This is a genomic window from Allobosea sp. BK604, from assembly GCF_004341515.1.
In the GTDB taxonomy this organism is placed as follows: Bacteria; Pseudomonadota; Alphaproteobacteria; order Rhizobiales; family Beijerinckiaceae; genus Allobosea.
In genome coordinates this window covers 146,410-161,399 of sequence record NZ_SLZF01000009.1, presented here as the reverse complement: position 1 = coordinate 161,399, position 14,990 = coordinate 146,410, and the positions used below count along the sequence as shown (strand labels likewise).

The 14,990-nt window shown below is 66.1% G+C and carries 11 protein-coding genes and 1 pseudogene; 6 read left to right on the top strand and 6 right to left on the bottom strand.

Annotated features, from left to right (window positions below; genetic code table 11):
• Positions 1-69: 69 nt before the first annotated feature.
• From EV560_RS25840 to EV560_RS25820, 5 genes are all read left to right on the top strand, one after another.
• The gene (locus EV560_RS25840; protein ID WP_131858712.1) at positions 70-780 is read left to right on the top strand and encodes an SDR family NAD(P)-dependent oxidoreductase; all 711 of its coding nucleotides are present in this window, start codon (positions 70-72) and stop codon (positions 778-780) included.
• Between the two features lie 21 nt (positions 781-801).
• The gene (gene sdhA, locus EV560_RS25835; RefSeq protein ID WP_131858711.1) at positions 802-2,595 is read left to right on the top strand and encodes a succinate dehydrogenase flavoprotein subunit; all 1,794 of its coding nucleotides are present in this window, start codon (positions 802-804) and stop codon (positions 2,593-2,595) included.
• A 129-nt stretch (positions 2,596-2,724) separates the two neighbouring features.
• Complete coding sequence (locus EV560_RS25830; RefSeq protein ID WP_131858710.1) at positions 2,725-3,435, top strand: type 1 glutamine amidotransferase domain-containing protein; 711 nt, start codon at positions 2,725-2,727, stop codon at positions 3,433-3,435.
• A 351-nt stretch (positions 3,436-3,786) separates the two neighbouring features.
• Positions 3,787-4,257: a (2Fe-2S)-binding protein gene (locus tag EV560_RS25825; RefSeq protein WP_131858709.1), complete on the top strand. Its 471-nt coding sequence runs from the start codon at positions 3,787-3,789 to the stop codon at positions 4,255-4,257.
• 2 nt (positions 4,258-4,259) lie between these two features.
• Complete coding sequence (locus tag EV560_RS25820) at positions 4,260-6,437, top strand: xanthine dehydrogenase family protein molybdopterin-binding subunit (RefSeq protein WP_131858708.1); 2,178 nt, start codon at positions 4,260-4,262, stop codon at positions 6,435-6,437.
• 388 nt (positions 6,438-6,825) lie between these two features.
• On the opposite strand, the pseudogene EV560_RS25815 reads toward EV560_RS25820, so the two are convergent.
• The 6 genes and pseudogenes from EV560_RS25815 to EV560_RS25790 all read right to left on the bottom strand — a co-directional run bounded on the left by EV560_RS25815 (position 6,826) and on the right by EV560_RS25790 (position 11,821).
• Positions 6,826-7,460 (bottom strand): annotated as a pseudogene (locus EV560_RS25815) (cysteine hydrolase family protein).
• Between the two features lie 22 nt (positions 7,461-7,482).
• Positions 7,483-8,016, bottom strand: a complete 534-nt coding sequence (locus EV560_RS25810; RefSeq protein WP_131858707.1) for a hypothetical protein — start codon at positions 8,014-8,016, stop codon at positions 7,483-7,485.
• A complete protein-coding gene (locus tag EV560_RS25805) occupies positions 8,013-8,993 on the bottom strand; it encodes an alpha/beta fold hydrolase (RefSeq protein WP_131858706.1) in 981 nt (326 codons plus the stop codon). The genes EV560_RS25810 and EV560_RS25805 overlap by 4 nt, the downstream gene beginning before the upstream one ends.
• Before the next feature lie 4 nt (positions 8,994-8,997).
• The gene (locus tag EV560_RS25800; RefSeq protein ID WP_465247039.1) at positions 8,998-10,038 is read right to left on the bottom strand and encodes an alpha/beta fold hydrolase; all 1,041 of its coding nucleotides are present in this window, start codon (positions 10,036-10,038) and stop codon (positions 8,998-9,000) included.
• A 30-nt stretch (positions 10,039-10,068) separates the two neighbouring features.
• Positions 10,069-10,491 carry an organic hydroperoxide resistance protein gene (locus EV560_RS25795; protein WP_131858704.1) on the bottom strand — a complete coding sequence of 141 codons (423 nt, stop codon included), beginning with the start codon at positions 10,489-10,491 and terminating at the stop codon, positions 10,069-10,071.
• Between the two features lie 52 nt (positions 10,492-10,543).
• A complete protein-coding gene (locus EV560_RS25790) occupies positions 10,544-11,821 on the bottom strand; it encodes an epoxide hydrolase family protein (protein ID WP_131858703.1) in 1,278 nt (425 codons plus the stop codon).
• A 376-nt stretch (positions 11,822-12,197) separates the two neighbouring features.
• On the opposite strand from EV560_RS25790, the gene EV560_RS25785 reads away from it, so the two are divergent.
• A complete protein-coding gene (locus tag EV560_RS25785; RefSeq protein WP_131858702.1) occupies positions 12,198-14,975 on the top strand; it encodes an ATP-binding protein in 2,778 nt (925 codons plus the stop codon).
• The last annotated feature ends 15 nt before the right edge of the window (positions 14,976-14,990 follow it).

The window sequence follows — 14,990 nt, the reverse complement described above, 5'->3', positions numbered from 1 at the left end:
CCTCACGGGGTGCGTGGTCGCGGCCGGCATCCTCATGCATTCGCCAATTCCGGGAAACAGGAGGTCGCCATGGACAGCGACAGGAAGGTTGCGCTCATCACCGGCGCATCGCAGGGCATCGGCGCGGCGCTGGCCGGCGCCTATCGGGAACGTGGCTACAGGGTGGTGGCGACGGCGCGCTCGATGAGGCCGTCGGACGATCCGGATATCCTCGCCGTGGCCGGGGACATCGCCGAGCGCAGCACGGCCGAACGGGTCATCTCAGAGGCCGTGACGCGCTTCGGGCGGGTCGATACGCTGGTCAACAACGCCGGCATCTTCATCGCCAAGCCGTTCACCGATTATACCGAGGCCGACTACCTGATGGTGCTCGGGGTCAATACGACCGGCTTCTTCCACATCACGCAGCTTGCCATCGCGCAGATGGAAAAGCGTGGCGGCGGCCATGTCGTGCAGATCACGACCACGCTGGCGGAACAGGCGAATTCGAAGGTGCCGGCGGTGCTCGCCGCGCTGACCAAGGGCGGGCTCAATGCCGCGACGAGGTCGCTCGCCATCGAATATGCCGGGCGCGGCATCCGCGTGAACGCCGTCGCGCCCGGCATCATTCGCACGCCGATGCACCCGCCGGAGAGCCACGCGGCGCTCGACGGCATGCACCCGCTCGGACATATGGGCGACATCTCCGACATCGTGCAGGCGGTGCTCTATCTCGAGGCCGCGCCGTTCGTGACCGGCGAGATCCTCCATGTCGACGGCGGCCAGAGCGCCGGCCGCTGATCCGCTCCGGAGGGCCTGCGGATGAGCGCGTATGACATCGTCGAGCACGTCTACGACGTGGTCATCGTCGGCGCCGGCGGCGCGGGCCTGCGCGCCGCGCTCGGCATGGCGGCATCCGGGCTGAAGACGGCCTGCGTCACCAAGGTGTTCCCGACCCGCAGCCACACGGTCGCGGCCCAGGGCGGCATGGCCGCCTCGCTCGGCAACATGGGCGATGGCGACGACTGGCGCTACCACATGTACGACACCGTCAAGGGCTCCGACTGGCTCGGGGACCAGGACGCGATCGAATACATGTGCCGGGAGGCGGTTCCCGCCGTGCTCGAGCTCGAGCATTACGGTGTTCCGTTCTCCCGCACGGAAGACGGGCGGATCTATCAGAGGCCGTTCGGCGGGCAGACGATCGATTACGGGAAGAGCATGGCGCAGCGGACCTGCGCCGCGGCCGACCGCACCGGCCATGCCATCCTGCACACGCTCTACCAGCGTTGCCTGGAGCACGGGACCGAGTTCTTCGTCGAGTATCTGGCGCTCGACCTGCTGATGGACGAGGACGGCAGCTGCCGCGGGATGCTCGCCTGGAACATCGAGGCCGGCACGCTGCATCGCTTCCGCGCCCATCGCACGGTCCTGGCGACCGGGGGCTACGGACGTGTCTATTTCTCCTGCACGGCCGCCCATACCTGCACCGGCGACGGCAATGCCATGGCGTTGCGGGCCGGGTTGCCGCTGCAGGACATGGAGTTCACGCAGTTCCATCCGACCGGGATCTACGGCTCGGGCTGCCTCGTCACCGAGGGCGCGCGCGGCGAAGGGGGCTATCTCACGAATTCAGGGGGCGAGCGCTTCATGGAGCGTTACGCCCCAAGCGCGAAGGATCTCGCGGGCCGTGACGTGGTCTGCCGGGCGATGACCATCGAGATCAACGAAGGCCGGGGCTGCGGTCCGCAAAAGGACCATATCCATTTGCATCTGGAACATCTTGGCGCCGAATTGCTGCACCAGCGGCTGCCCGGGATCAGCGAGACCGCGCGGATCTTCGCCGGCGTCGACGTCACCCGCGAGCCGATCCCGGTCCTGCCGACCGTGCACTACAACATGGGCGGCGTGCCGACGAACCTGCACGGCGAGGTGTTGAGCGGGCAGCCGGCGAGCGCGGATGCGCCGGTGCGCGGGCTGATGGCGATCGGCGAGGCGGCCTGCGTCTCGGTCCACGGCGCCAATCGCCTCGGCTCGAACTCGCTGCTGGACATCATCGTCTTCGGCCGCGCCGCGGCGAACCGTGCGGTCGCGACGCTGCGAGCGGGCGAGGGGCACGCGCCGATCCCGCAGGAGGCGACCGACCGGGCGCTCGCGCGGCTCGACCGTATTCGGTCGGCAAGCGGCCGCACCGACACCGGCGCGATCCGCCTCGCCATGCAGCAGGTGATGCAAAACCATTGCGCGGTCTTCCGCGACGGTCCGCTGCTCGACGAGGGGGCGGCCCGGCTCGGCGAGATCTTCAGGACATTGCACCACGACCTTCGCCTGTCGGACCGCTCGATGATCTTCAATACCGAGCTCGTCGAGGCGCTCGAACTCGACAACATGATGGCGCAGGCACAGGTCAGCCTGCGCTCGGCCATCGCGCGGACCGAAAGCCGCGGCTCGCATTCCCGCGAGGATTTTCCCGGGCGCGACGACGTGGCCTGGCTGAAGCATACCCGCTGCTGGCTCGACGACGCCGGCGCGGCGCGGCTCGCCTACCGCCCTGTGCGCCTGCGGCCGCTGTCGAACGATGTCGCGTCGATCCCGCCCAAGGAACGCGTCTACTGACGGCAAGCCCGCCGATAGGCGCACGCCGACCGAGACCAAGGTGTCGTCGATACCAACGTGCAACTGACTTCTCGCGGCCGGAACGGCCAAATGCTGGCGATTTCCATCGCATGTCGAAAGGAGAGGGCGATGAACATCCTGATGGTGCTGACGTCTCACGACAGGCTCGGCGATACCGGCCGCAAGACGGGGTTCTGGCTGGAGGAATTCGCGGCCCCGTACTACGTCTTCCGTGACGCCGGCGTCTCGCTCACGCTGGCCTCGGTCAAGGGCGGACAGCCGCCGATCGATCCCAAGAGCGACCTTCCCGGGAACCAGACGCCGGCCATGATCCGCTACAAGCAGGATGCGGCAGCGCAGAAGGATCTCGCCTCCACGGTGAAGCTGGACGATATGCGCGCCGAGGATTTCGACACCGTTTTCTATCCCGGCGGCCATGGCCCGATGTGGGACCTTGCCGACAATGCCGCCTCGATCGGCCTGATCGAAGCCTTCTGGAACGCCGGCAAGCCGGTCGCCGCCGTCTGCCATGCGCCGGGAGTGCTGCGGCGGGTCATGGACCGCGGCGAGCCGCTGGTGAAGGGCCGGCGCGTCACCGGCTTCGCCAATAGCGAGGAAGAGGAGGTCGGGCTGACCAGGGTCGTGCCGTTCCTCGTCGAGGACGAGCTGAAGCGGCTCGGCGGCCTCTACGAGCAGGCGCCCAACTGGCAGAGCTTCGTCCTGACCGACGGCCGCCTGATCACCGGCCAGAACCCCGCCTCGTCGACCGCCGGCGCCAAGGCGCTGCTGGCGCTCATGTCGCAGATGCACGGCCTGGCTCGCGGCACGAACGCGGCGTGAATGTCCCGCGGCGGGCATTCGACGACCGGGAAAGCTGCGCGCGTCGCCGTGCCCCCGCCGCGGCGACGCGCTATATATGTCGAGGGCTATCCGCCCTTGATGCAGTAGCGGCGACCGGCGGGACGCCTCGCGCGCCGCTGGTTGCGCCTTCGACGCAGGGAAGCGCCGGCTCGCACAAGTCTTCGCGGTAATGGTCGCTGCGATGTTGCTATGATAGGCGACGTATTTGATTAAGAGTCCGGCTTTTATTTGAATATAGTTTGAATAATGGGCTGCGTTCGTTCGATTTGATGCTCGGTCTCGCGCGGAATGAGCAAGTTCTGATCTCCATCCAAGGCAGAGGAGGCGTAGATGCTGTTCTCGATCAACATAAATGGCGAAAGGCGCCGCGTCGATGTCGACGACGACACTCCGCTGCTCTGGGTGCTGCGGGATGTGCTGGGCATGACCGGAACGAAGTTCGGTTGCGGCGCCGCGCTGTGCGGCGCCTGCACCGTGCATATCGACGGCGTGGCCACACGCTCATGCGTCACCCCGATCGACAGCGTCGGCACGTCGCAGGTGACCACCATCGAGACGATCGGCGAGACCCCGGCGGGGGCCAGGATCCAGAAGGCCTGGCTCGAGCGCGAGGTCGTCCAATGCGGCTATTGCCAGTCCGGGCAGATCATGTCGGCGACAGCGCTGCTGAGCCAGAACCCGAATCCGAGCGACGCCGATATCGACGACGCGATGAGCGGAAACATCTGCCGCTGCGGAACCTATCCGCGCATCCGTGCGGCGATCAAGCTGGCGGCGCAAAGCGGCCGCCAGGGAGGCTGACGATGAGCGACGTTCTCAGCAGGTCCGGCGAAAGCGGGCCATCATTGTCGCGGCGCAGTTTCCTCGCCGTGAGTTCGGCCGCGGGCAGCGGCCTGCTTCTCGGTCTCACCCTGCCGGCCGGTCGCGCCGAGGCGGCGTCGGCCGGCAGCTTCGCTCCCAATGCCTTCGTTCGCATCGGCAGCGACGGCACGGTGGTCCTGACGATGCCCTATGTCGAGATGGGGCAGGGCACCTATACGGCGATACCGATGCTGATCGCGGAAGAGCTCGAGATCGGCCTCAACGACATCCGGCTCGAACATGCGCCGCCCAACGAGAAGCTCTACGTCAACCCATTGCTGGGGGTGCAGGCCACGGGCAATTCCAACGCGGTCCGCGGTGCCTGGAAGCCGCTTCGCGAGGCGGGCGCGGCCGCTCGCATCATGCTTGTCGGAGCGGCGGCCAAGCGCTGGGGTGTCGATCCGGCGACTTGCCGCGCCGAAAACGGCCGCGTGCTTCATGACGCAAGCCAGCGCCGTCTGACCTATGCCGAACTGGCGCTCGAGGCCGCCAGCCTCCCCGTTCCCGCGTCGATTCCACTCAAACCAGCGAGCGCATTCAAGCTGATCGGTACCCCCGCCAAGCGCCTCGATACCGCTGGAAAGGTCAACGGAACGGCCGTTTACGGCATCGATGCGCGGCCGCCCGGGCTCAAGTTCGCGACACTCGCCCAGTGCCCGGTCTTCGGTGGACGACTCAAGCACGTCGACGACACGGCGGCCAAAGCCGTGAGCGGCGTTCGTCAGATCGTGCGCCTCGACGACGCCGTCGCAGTGGTCGCCGATCATATGGGCGCCGCGAAGAAGGGGCTCGCCGCCCTCGTCATCGAATGGGACGATGGTCCAAACGCGGCACTCAGCACACAGGCGATCGCGGACGACCTCGGCAATGCGACGCTGAAGCCCGGCACCGTGGCGCAACTGATCGGCGAGCCCGACAAGGCGATGGCCCAGGCGGCGACCAGGATCGACGCGATCTACGAGGTCCCGTTCCTTGCACATGCGACGATGGAGCCGATGAACTGCACGGTGCATCTGCGCCAGGATGCCTGCGACATCTGGATCGGCAGCCAGGCCGTGGCCCGCGTCCAGGCGATGGCGGCCAAGGCCGCGGGACTGCCGGTCGAGAAGGTCGCCGTCCATAATCACCTGATCGGAGGAGGCTTCGGCCGGCGGCTCGAAGCCGATGGCGCGGTGCGCGCGGTCGAGATCGCGAAGCAGGTCGACGGCCCGGTGAAGGTCGTCTGGACCCGCGAGGAAGATATCCAGCACGATATGTACCGGCCGTATTGGCTCGACCGGATCTCCGCCGGTTTCGACGACAAGGGCCGGCCGGTTGCCTGGATCAACCGGTTCGCCGGCCCGTCCGTGATCGCGCGCTGGCTGCCGCCGGCCTTCCAGAACGGGCTCGATCCGGATTCGACCGAGGCGGCGATCGATCTGCCCTATGACCTGCCGAACTTCCGCGTCGAGTTCGTCAGGCGCGAGCCGCCGGGCATTCCGACCGCCTTCTGGCGCAGCGTCGGGCCGTCGCACAATGTCTTCGTCACCGAGAGCTTCACCGACGAGATGGCGGCGGCGGTGAAACAGGATGCGGTCGCGTTCCGCCGGAGCCTGCTGGGCAAGTCGCCGCGCGCGCGGGCCGTGCTCGACCTCGCCGCGGAAAAGGCGGGCTGGGGCGCAGCCCTGCCGGAGCGGCATGGCCGCGGCGTCGCCTTGCAACATGCCTTCGCCAGCGACCTGGCGGTGGTGGCCGAAGTCGAGGTTGCGGTCGATGGCACGGTGCGCGTCCGTCGCGTCGTCTGTGCGATCGATTGCGGCACCGTCGTCAATCCCGACACGGTGGAGGCGCAGCTCCAGGGCGGCGTGATCTTCGGCGCCACCGCGGCCCTCTATGGCGAGGTGACGATCCGGCAAGGGCGGGTCGAGCAGACCAACTTCGACAGCTACCAGATCATGAGGATGAACGAGGCGCCGGCCGTCGAGGTCCACATCGTCAAGAACACCGAGCCGCCGGGCGGCATCGGCGAGACCGGGACATCGGCGATCGTGCCGGCGATTGCCAACGCGATCTTTGCGGCGACAGGCACGCGGCTGCGCAAAATGCCGGTGCAGGCCAACCTGCTGAAGGCGGCGCGCTAGTCAACTGAGGACTATCGGATCGAGCGCTGGAACCCCCCGACATAGAGTCGGGGGGATTTCCGTATGCTCCTTGCGATAGAAAAAAGGCCGCCACATCATTGATGCGGCGGCCAGTGCATACTGCAAAGGGGCATTGCAGAATGCATTCGGAGGGCAGCATCAAATGGCTTTGCCAGGTGATCGCTGCAGGAGAGACTGTATCTATTCTGGGGTTTATCGGAAATACATACGAACGTATCGCGGCCGCATACTCAGGGATAGCATGTTGTATTGTGTCGCCAGGGTATTGTCGTGAACCTGCCGCACGCTGCGGTAGGCAGGATCCGGCGGCAAATGCCTGTGCCGATCCTGAAAGGGGCAGGCCGGCATCGGCCTACCCCGGAGCAACTCACTGCGGCGTGGACGCGAGCGCCTCGACCACCTCGCGCGTCGTCAGGATAGCGTGCGCGTAGGTCGGCCCGTTGAGCTCGTGGGCCGCATGCATCATCTCGCGGGTGAAGGCTGCGGTCGCATCGCGAACCAGCGTCACATGGTAGCCGAGCTCCATCGCATAGCGGCCGGTTGACTCGATGCAGGTATTGGCGAGCAGCCCGATGACGATGACATGGCTGATGCCGTGCTGGCGGAGCTGCTGATCGAGATCGGTATTGGCGAAGCCGCTTTGCGCCCAATGCTCATGGACGACGATGTCGCCCGGCTTGGGGGGGCGAAGTCAGGGTGCCAGTCTCCGCCCCATTCCCCCCGCGCGAACGAATGGCGTTTCATGATCGCGCGCTGGGTCGGATTGGGATGGCACCAGCATTCATAGTCGCCCGGCTGCCAGCGCCGGTGCGGAACGACGAACACGCGTATTCCGGCGCCGCGAACGGCGCTGTCGACGCGCTTCAGGTTCGCGATGAGATCGACCTCCTCGGCGACTTCCTTGACCCTGGGCCAGATCTTTCCGCCCTCGGACAGGAAGTCGTTATAGGGATCGACGAAGAGCAGCGCGGTGGCCTTCTTCTCGTAGACAGGTGGGGTCATCTTCACTCTCCCTGTGCTGCCGTTAGTGCGATCTGTTCTTGAGGGCGGCTCGCTCGATGCTCTGCGCGAAGAGCGGCGTCTCGCCCTGGTTATGGGCGATCGACATGGGGGCCCGCTGGGCGCGGAACACGTCGAACGGGATGCCCTGTCGATCGAGGAATTCCCTGAACGCCGGCGTGGCGGTCGCCCGGACGTGGTTGGTGAATTCGCATCTTGCGCCGTCGAGCGGCCTGACGCTCAATTCCCAGAGCACGTTGATCGTCGTCCGCCCGGTCGGGGTGAGGATGTCGGAGACCGATTCCAGCACGAGATGGTCGGGTTTGCCGAGTGTCTCGACATAGTGCTGGATGCTCAGGCTGCCGCCGATCATCTCGACATTGATCGACATGCGGCGCCCGTCGGGCGCGGTCGTCGCGCCGGCCGCGATATGCGCGGGCGAGCAGCCCTGATACTCCTTCTCGCTCAAGGCGAAGCACCAGGTCGGAATGTCGACCGTCTCGATCGGCGCGTTGATGATGGCCGAGAAGCTCGAATCGACGATTTCATTGTCAGTCATTGCCGCGTCTCCATCTGCGTTTGAGTGCTGCCGGCTTGGGTGGTCAGGCTGAATTCGACGCTCGCCAGAGATGTCACGCGTTGGCAAAGACGCCTCGGGGTGGGCGGCCGTGCGGTGTGGAGCGGCCTCAGGAAACTGCGCGTCAGCGTCGCGACCTCGTCGGCCGCGGTATCGAGCGCGAAATGCCCCGCATCGAGAAAATGGACCTCTGCCGACGGCACATCGTGCCGGTAGGCGTGGGGCTCGGAGCTGTCGAACGAGAGGTCGTACTTGCCCCAGACCACGAGCAAAGGCGGTTGCCGCTCGCGCAGCCATCGCTGCCAGCGACGGTAGGAGGCAACGTTGGTCCGGTAGTCGAAGAACAGATCCAGCTGGATCTGCGCCTGCCCGGGGCGAGACAGGAACGCGCTTTCGTCCTGCCAGAGGTCGGGATTGTAGCCTTCCGGATTGGGGTCCGAGCCGATATGCCGCCGCCTGTTGGCGTCGCCTGAGAACAGGCTTTCCCAGACCTCGCGCTCATGTCCGACCCGGTCGTTCCAGTAGGCCTTCCGCCGGTCCCACAGGCTGGTGAGGCCCGTATGATGCGCGACGGCGTTCTGGATGATCAGCGCGTCGAGGCGTTCCGGCGCGGCCATGGCCAGGCGAAATCCGACCGGGCCGCCGTAATCCTGGACGAACAGCGCGTACCGGCTCAGGCCGAGCACCTCGGTGAAGCTCGCGATCACAGCGCTCAGGCGATCGAATGTGTACGGGAAGCTGAGCGGGTCCGGCGCCGCGCTGTGCCCGAACCCGGGATAGTCGGGCGCGATCAGGCGGAAATCGCGGGACAGGCGCGAGAGCAGCGGCTCGTACATCCGCGACGACGATGGCAGGCCGTGCAGCAGCAGGATCACCGGGGCATCCCGATCGCCTGCCTCTCGGTAGAAGATCGGCAGCCCGCCAACGTCTACGGAATGATAGGAGATCGAGGTTCCCATTGGTCTAAATCCGGCTGACGTCGATGATCGCCTGGCTGAAGGCCTGCGGCGCCTCCTGGGGCAGGTTGTGACCGATCCCGCCGCGAATCGTCCGGTGCTGGTACTTGCCGGTGAACTTCTTGGCGTAGGAGCCGGGATCGGGGTGCGGAGCACCGTTTGCGTCGCCCTCCAGCGTGATCGTCGGCAGGTTGATTGCCGGCGCGGCCGCCAGCGTCTTCTCGATCTTGTCGAATTGGCGCTCGCCATCCGCGAGGCCTAGCCGCCAGCGATAGTTATGGATGACGATCTCGACATGGTCGGGATTCTCGAATGAAGCGGCGCTCTTCATGAAGGTCGTGTCGTCGAACTGCCATTGCGGCGACGCCGTGCGCCAGATCAGCTTGGCGAAGTCGCTCGTATTGGCGCCGTAGCCTGCCCGGCCGCGCTCCGTCGCGAAATAATACTGGTACCACCAGGCGAGTTCCGCACTCGGCGGCAGCGGCTTCAGGTTGGCCTTCTGGCTGCCGATCAGGTAGCCGCTGACCGAGACCATTGCCTTGCAGCGCTCCGGCCAGATCGCCGCGACGATATTGGCTGTTCGGGCGCCCCAGTCATATCCGGCGACGATCGCGCTGCGGATATCGAGCGCGTCCATCAGCGCGACGACATCGGCGGCGAGAGCGGCCTGCTGGCCGTTCCGCGGCGTCTCGCTCGCGAGGAACCGGGTCGTGCCATAGCCCCGCAAGTAAGGCGTGATGACGCGGAAACCTGCGGCGCCGAGCATGGGCGCGACCTCGGCATAGCTCTGGATATCGTAGGGCCAGCCATGGAGCAGGATGACCGGTTGGCCGTCATTGGGGCCGACCTCGCTGTATCCGATGCTGAGCACGCCCGCTTCGATCTGATCGACACGGAACAGGCTGGGCGTGCTCGCCCGGGCCGGAGCCGCCTCGGCGCGGCTCGGAAAGACCAGGCCCAGTTCGCTGACGGCGGCCATCGCGGCAACCGATCCGATGAACTCCCGGCGGTCGACGCCGCCGGGCAAGGTCGCTGCGATGCTCGTCATGATCATCTCCTGTCAGGGGCAGGCATTGCGTCAGACGGCGACGATCGTCGCGACGTCGATGTTGCCGTGGGTGGCGCGCGAGTACGGGCACAGCGTGTGCGCTTCGTCGGCGAGCGCCTGGGCGGTGTCGCGCGGCAACCCGGGCAGATTCACGTTCAATCGCGCACCGAGCGTATAGGCGCCGTCGACGAGGTTGAGATCGACCTCCGCATCGATCGAATAGTTCGGCGGCAGCGTGACCTTCTGCCTCCTCGCCGCGATGCCGATGGCGCTGTCGAAGCAGGTCGACCATCCCGCGGCGAAGAGCTGCTCGGGATTGGTCCCGGTGCCGTGGCCGCCGGGAGGCGAGATCTTGATGTCGAGGTGACCGTCGGAGCTTTTCGAGGTGCCGCCCTCGCGGCCACCGACGGTGTGGACCTTGGCGGTGTAAAGCAGCTTGGTCTGATGGTTCATGGCATGACCCTTCGTGATTGGGCGTTGGAATGTCGGGCGCCGGGCGGTGCGCTCAGTTGCGGACCGGGCGGAAGGCCGCGCGCAGCTCGGCGCTGAACGCCGCCGGCTGCTCCCAGGCCGCGAAATGCCCGCCCTTCGGAAGGCGGTTGAAGTGGATGAGCTTGGGAAAGGCGCGGGCCGCCCAGCTCTTGGGCGCCGCGTAGATCTCGTCCGGGAAGACGCTGACGGCCACCGGGATCTGGATGTTCTTGGGAGCGAAGAACGCGAGCTTGTTCTCCCAGTACAGCCGCGCCGAGGAGACAGCCGTCTCGGTGAGCCAGTACAGCGTGATGTTGTCGAGGATATCGTCCTTGCTCAGCCCCTCGCTTGCGCCATCGAAGACACGGGCGATCAGCGCATAGCTGCGCGCGTCGTGATCGAGCATCCAGGCGGCGAGGCCGATCGGCGAGTCCTCGAGCGCATAGAGCGACTGCGGCCGGCCGGACATCTCCTGCGCATAGCCGAGGCCGTGCTTGTAGAAGAAGTCGAGCTGCTCATAGGCGTTCCGCTCCTCGGCGTTCAGGGCAGCGGGCGCCGCGCCTCCCGCCGCCAGGGCCTTGGCGATGTCGTCCGGCACGGTCGCCGGCATGTTGGTATGAATGGCGAGCAGCTCAGGAGGCGCCTGGACGGCCATCTGCTCGGAGACCGCGTCGCCCCAGTCGCCGCCTTGCGCCACGAAGCGCTGGTAGCCGAGGCGCTTCATCAGCTGCGTCCAGGCGCCGGCGATGCGCTGCGGGGTCCAGCCGACCGCTGTCGGCTTGGCCGAGAACCCGTGCCCGGGAAGCGAGGGGATGACGACGTCGAACGCCTCGTCGGCTTGGCCGCCATGAGCGGTCGGGTCCGTGAGGGGACCGATCACCTTCAGCTGTTCGATGATCGACCCCGGCCAGCCATGCGTGATGATGACGGGCAGGGCGTTGGCATGGCGCGAGCGCACGTGAATGAAATGGATGTCCAGCCCGTCGATCTCGGTCATGAACATCGGCAGCGCGTTCAGCCGGGCCTCGACTTTTCGCCAGTCGTGCTTGTCGTGCCAGTGCTGGGCGAGCTTGCGCATCGTGGCAAGCTGGACGCCCTGGGTCGCGTCGGAGACGAGCTCCCGCGTCGGCCACCGCGTCGACGCCACGCGCCGGCGAAGATCGGTGATGGCCTCATCCGGAAAATGGACGCGGAACGGGCGGATCTCGCTGGCCGAAGCAGCGAGAGCGTGCGGAATGATCGTGGCCGCGCCGGCGGCCGCTGCGGCGATGATGACGTTGCGCCGATTGGTGGAAGAAAGCGCTTCCTGCATGACGGTGCTCCTGTCCAGCCATGTGATTGGCTTGGGATTGCGTTGGCTCGTCATGTGTCGGGCAGCAGCGCCCTCTGGTCGATTATCCAGAGGTATCGCCAATACTTTGATGTTATTCGAATGCCGGCAGCGCTGATTTCAAATATCGCGATTCTGCCAGCCGCGTGTGTATTGGGTAATCTGCAATCGTCGCGTGCCGAGGAAGCTGTCTTGATCTGTTCCGAGCCTGCCCGATGGCAATCTGAAATTTTATGAATTATCCTGAAGCGGCTCCCCGCAGATCGAGAGTCTCATCCCATTGGACAGCACTCGGCCAATTTACGTCTCGGGTGGCTGCGAGATCGATCTGAGCCGACGCGAATTGCGGGTGAGCGGCATGGCCGCGCCGCTTGGCGGCCGCGCTTTCGAAATCCTCGAGGTTCTGAGCCAGGCGCAGGGCGAGCTCGTCACCAAGGATGAATTGCTGGATCGGGTTTGGGGCACGGCAGCGGTCAGCGAAAACCTGCTTCAGGTTCACATCTCAGCGGTCAGGAAGGCGCTGGGGTCCTATCGGTCCTTGCTCAAGACGCAATCGGGTCGGGGATACAGGCTGCTTGGCGATTGGGGAATCGAACTGGAACCCGCTCCCCAGCCATCCGCCGCCCGGACCAGGCATGCGCAGGAGCCTCCCGCCGAGACGAGGTCCAATCTTCCGGTTCTCATCACGGACCTGATCGGCCGTGACGCGGCGTTGCCGCATGTGTGCGGTCTCCTCTCCGCCTACCGGATCGTCACGCTAAGCGGCGCCGGCGGGATCGGAAAGACGACACTCGCGCTGCATGCCGCGCGCGGCTTGCTCTCGGACTACGCCGGCGGCGCCTGGTTCGTCGAACTCGCGCCGCTATCGGATCCCAGCCTTGTTCCATCCACGGTCGCCTCGGCGCTCGGGCTGAAGCTCGGCGATGCGAATTCCACCGAGGCCGTCGCGAGGTCGATAGCGACCACGAGGCTGCTTCTGGTCCTGGACAATTGCGAGCACGTGATCGACGCGGTGGCGTCGCTTGCCGAGACGCTCGTGCGCCTATGCCCGCGCCTCACGATCCTGGCCACAAGCCGAGAAGTCTTGCGGATCGGCGGTGAGTACATCTATCGCGTGCCGCCGCTCGAAGTCCCCGAAGTCGAGCAGTTCGGCGTGGATGACCTCCGGTCGCACAGTGCGGTGGCGCTGTTCATTGCGAGGACCGAGGTCCTGGATCCGATCGTGCCGCCGCGGAGCGACAATCTGCCGACGATCGCTTCGATCTGCAGGCATCTTGACGGCATGCCCCTCGCCATTGAATTCGCCGCGGCCCGGGCCGCCACGCTCGGGATCGAGGCGGTTCATGCCGAGCTGAGGAACCGCTTCGCGCTGTTGACGACGGGGCGGCGCACTGCCGTGCCGCGTCACAAGACGCTCCGGGCCACGCTCGACTGGAGCTATGAGCTGCTCCCCGCGGAGGAGCGCGCATTGCTGCGTCGGCTCTCGGTCTTATCCGGCAGCTTCGGACTTCAGGCCGCAGAGGCTTTGATTGGAGGCGGGCGGGACGGCGGCGAGCCGGCCGTTGCCGAGCGCATCGCGAACCTCGTCGACAAATCCCTCATCGTACCGGATCGGATTGATGCCGGCCGCTGGAGGTTGCTCGAGACGACCCGCGCCTACGCCGCGGAAAAGCTTGCGGAAAGTGGCGAGGCCGGAGAGGTTGCGCGGCGTCATGCGGAGTTCTTCCTCGAGGTCTTCGCGCCGTTCGGAACCGAGAGCCGGCTGCAGGCCGCCATCGACGAATTGCCGCTCTACCGCAGGGAGATCGACAATCTCCGGGGCGCCTTGACCTGGGCATTTTCCGACACGGGAGACGGCGCAATCGGCGTCAGGCTCGCTGCCACATCCTGTGATTTCTGGATCGCGGAATCGCTGATCGCGGAATGTCGCGACTGGAGCGGCAGGGCCCTGGACCAGCTCGGTGGAGCGGCGGGCTCGCGCGACGAGATGGTCCTGCAATGCGCGCGTGGACGAACGCTGCTTTACACCAGAGGGATGATCGGCGAATCCCTCGCCGCGCTCGAAGCGGGTCTTCGGCTCGCCGAGGCGCTCGACGACGCCGATTTCCAGCAGCGCGCCAGCATGGATGTCTGGCTGTTCAGGTCGCGCTCCGCCCTGCTCGGCGAGGCGCTGGATACCGCCCGTCGCCTGGAGGAACTGACGCGCGACCGCGAGATCCAGTTCAAGGCGGCCGCCGACTGGATCGTCGGCATATCGCTGACCTATCTGGCCGCCCATGACGAGGCGGCAACGAGGTTGCGGCACGCGATCGAAATCTATCCCGTCGAACGGCGCGAGAAGGATCTGATCCGCCTCGGTTCCGATCTGCGCGCGTCCGCGGCGGGCCATCTCACCGTCAACCTGGTCTCGCTGGGCGAGCTCGACGATGCCGGGCAATCCGCCATGCGCGCGATCGCGGAGGCGCGCGTCACGAAACATGCCACTGCGCTGTGCATCGCGCTCGTCTGGGCCGGATTCACCTTCATCAGCCTCGGGGATCTCAACAGGTCCGAGCAGATCGCCGAGGAACTCGTCGAGCATGCCTACAAGCATGGCATGATCCCGTTTCATGCGGCGGGGCTGTGCATTCGGGGAAGCGTCCTGGCAAGGCGCGGTGAGCCCGCAGCCGCGATCGCGCCGTTGCGCACGGGGCTCGCCGGAATGCAGCAGGCCTCATATCTGCTGTTTTACCCGTTCTTCCTCGTGGAGCTTGCCCAGGCGTTGCTTGCGAATGACCGCCTGGACGATGCGCTGGCCGAGATCGACAAGGCCTTGGAAACAGCGACGAGGATCGATTACCGCTGGCTCATTCCGGAAATAAAGCGAAACAAGGCGGAGATTCTTCTGCAGCGCGACCCGGAGAGCACGGGCGAAGCCGAACAATTGCTGTCCGAGGCGTTGTCTCAGGCGCGGGCGCAGGGAGCCACATATTGGGAGTTCTGCGCGTCTCTCTCCAGCGCCGAGCTGCTCTCGGGCCGAGGCGATGTCGCTGAAGCGCATGCGCTCCTGACACCGCTATGCGATCGCCTCTCGACGAGCTCGACGATCTCGGCGCTGCCGGCGATCCGGCGGGCCGCTCAGTTGCTGGCCGGGTAGCTGATCACTGTGGCC

Coding starts and splice junctions, on each gene's coding strand:
- EV560_RS25795 (WP_131858704.1), bottom strand. CDS start 10,491: ATGAACCATCAGACCAAGCTGCTTTACACCGCCAAGGTCCACACCGTC.
- EV560_RS25810 (WP_131858707.1), bottom strand. CDS start 8,016: ATGACTGACAATGAAATCGTCGATTCGAGCTTCTCGGCCATCATCAAC.
- EV560_RS25830 (WP_131858710.1), top strand. CDS start 2,725: ATGAACATCCTGATGGTGCTGACGTCTCACGACAGGCTCGGCGATACC.
- EV560_RS25790 (WP_131858703.1), bottom strand. CDS start 11,821: ATGCAGGAAGCGCTTTCTTCCACCAATCGGCGCAACGTCATCATCGCC.
- EV560_RS25820 (WP_131858708.1), top strand. CDS start 4,260: ATGAGCGACGTTCTCAGCAGGTCCGGCGAAAGCGGGCCATCATTGTCG.
- EV560_RS25800 (WP_465247039.1), bottom strand. CDS start 10,038: ATGACGAGCATCGCAGCGACCTTGCCCGGCGGCGTCGACCGCCGGGAG.
- EV560_RS25785 (WP_131858702.1), top strand. CDS start 12,198: ATGGCCGCGCCGCTTGGCGGCCGCGCTTTCGAAATCCTCGAGGTTCTG.
- sdhA (WP_131858711.1), top strand. CDS start 802: ATGAGCGCGTATGACATCGTCGAGCACGTCTACGACGTGGTCATCGTC.
- EV560_RS25840 (WP_131858712.1), top strand. CDS start 70: ATGGACAGCGACAGGAAGGTTGCGCTCATCACCGGCGCATCGCAGGGC.
- EV560_RS25825 (WP_131858709.1), top strand. CDS start 3,787: ATGCTGTTCTCGATCAACATAAATGGCGAAAGGCGCCGCGTCGATGTC.
- EV560_RS25805 (WP_131858706.1), bottom strand. CDS start 8,993: ATGGGAACCTCGATCTCCTATCATTCCGTAGACGTTGGCGGGCTGCCG.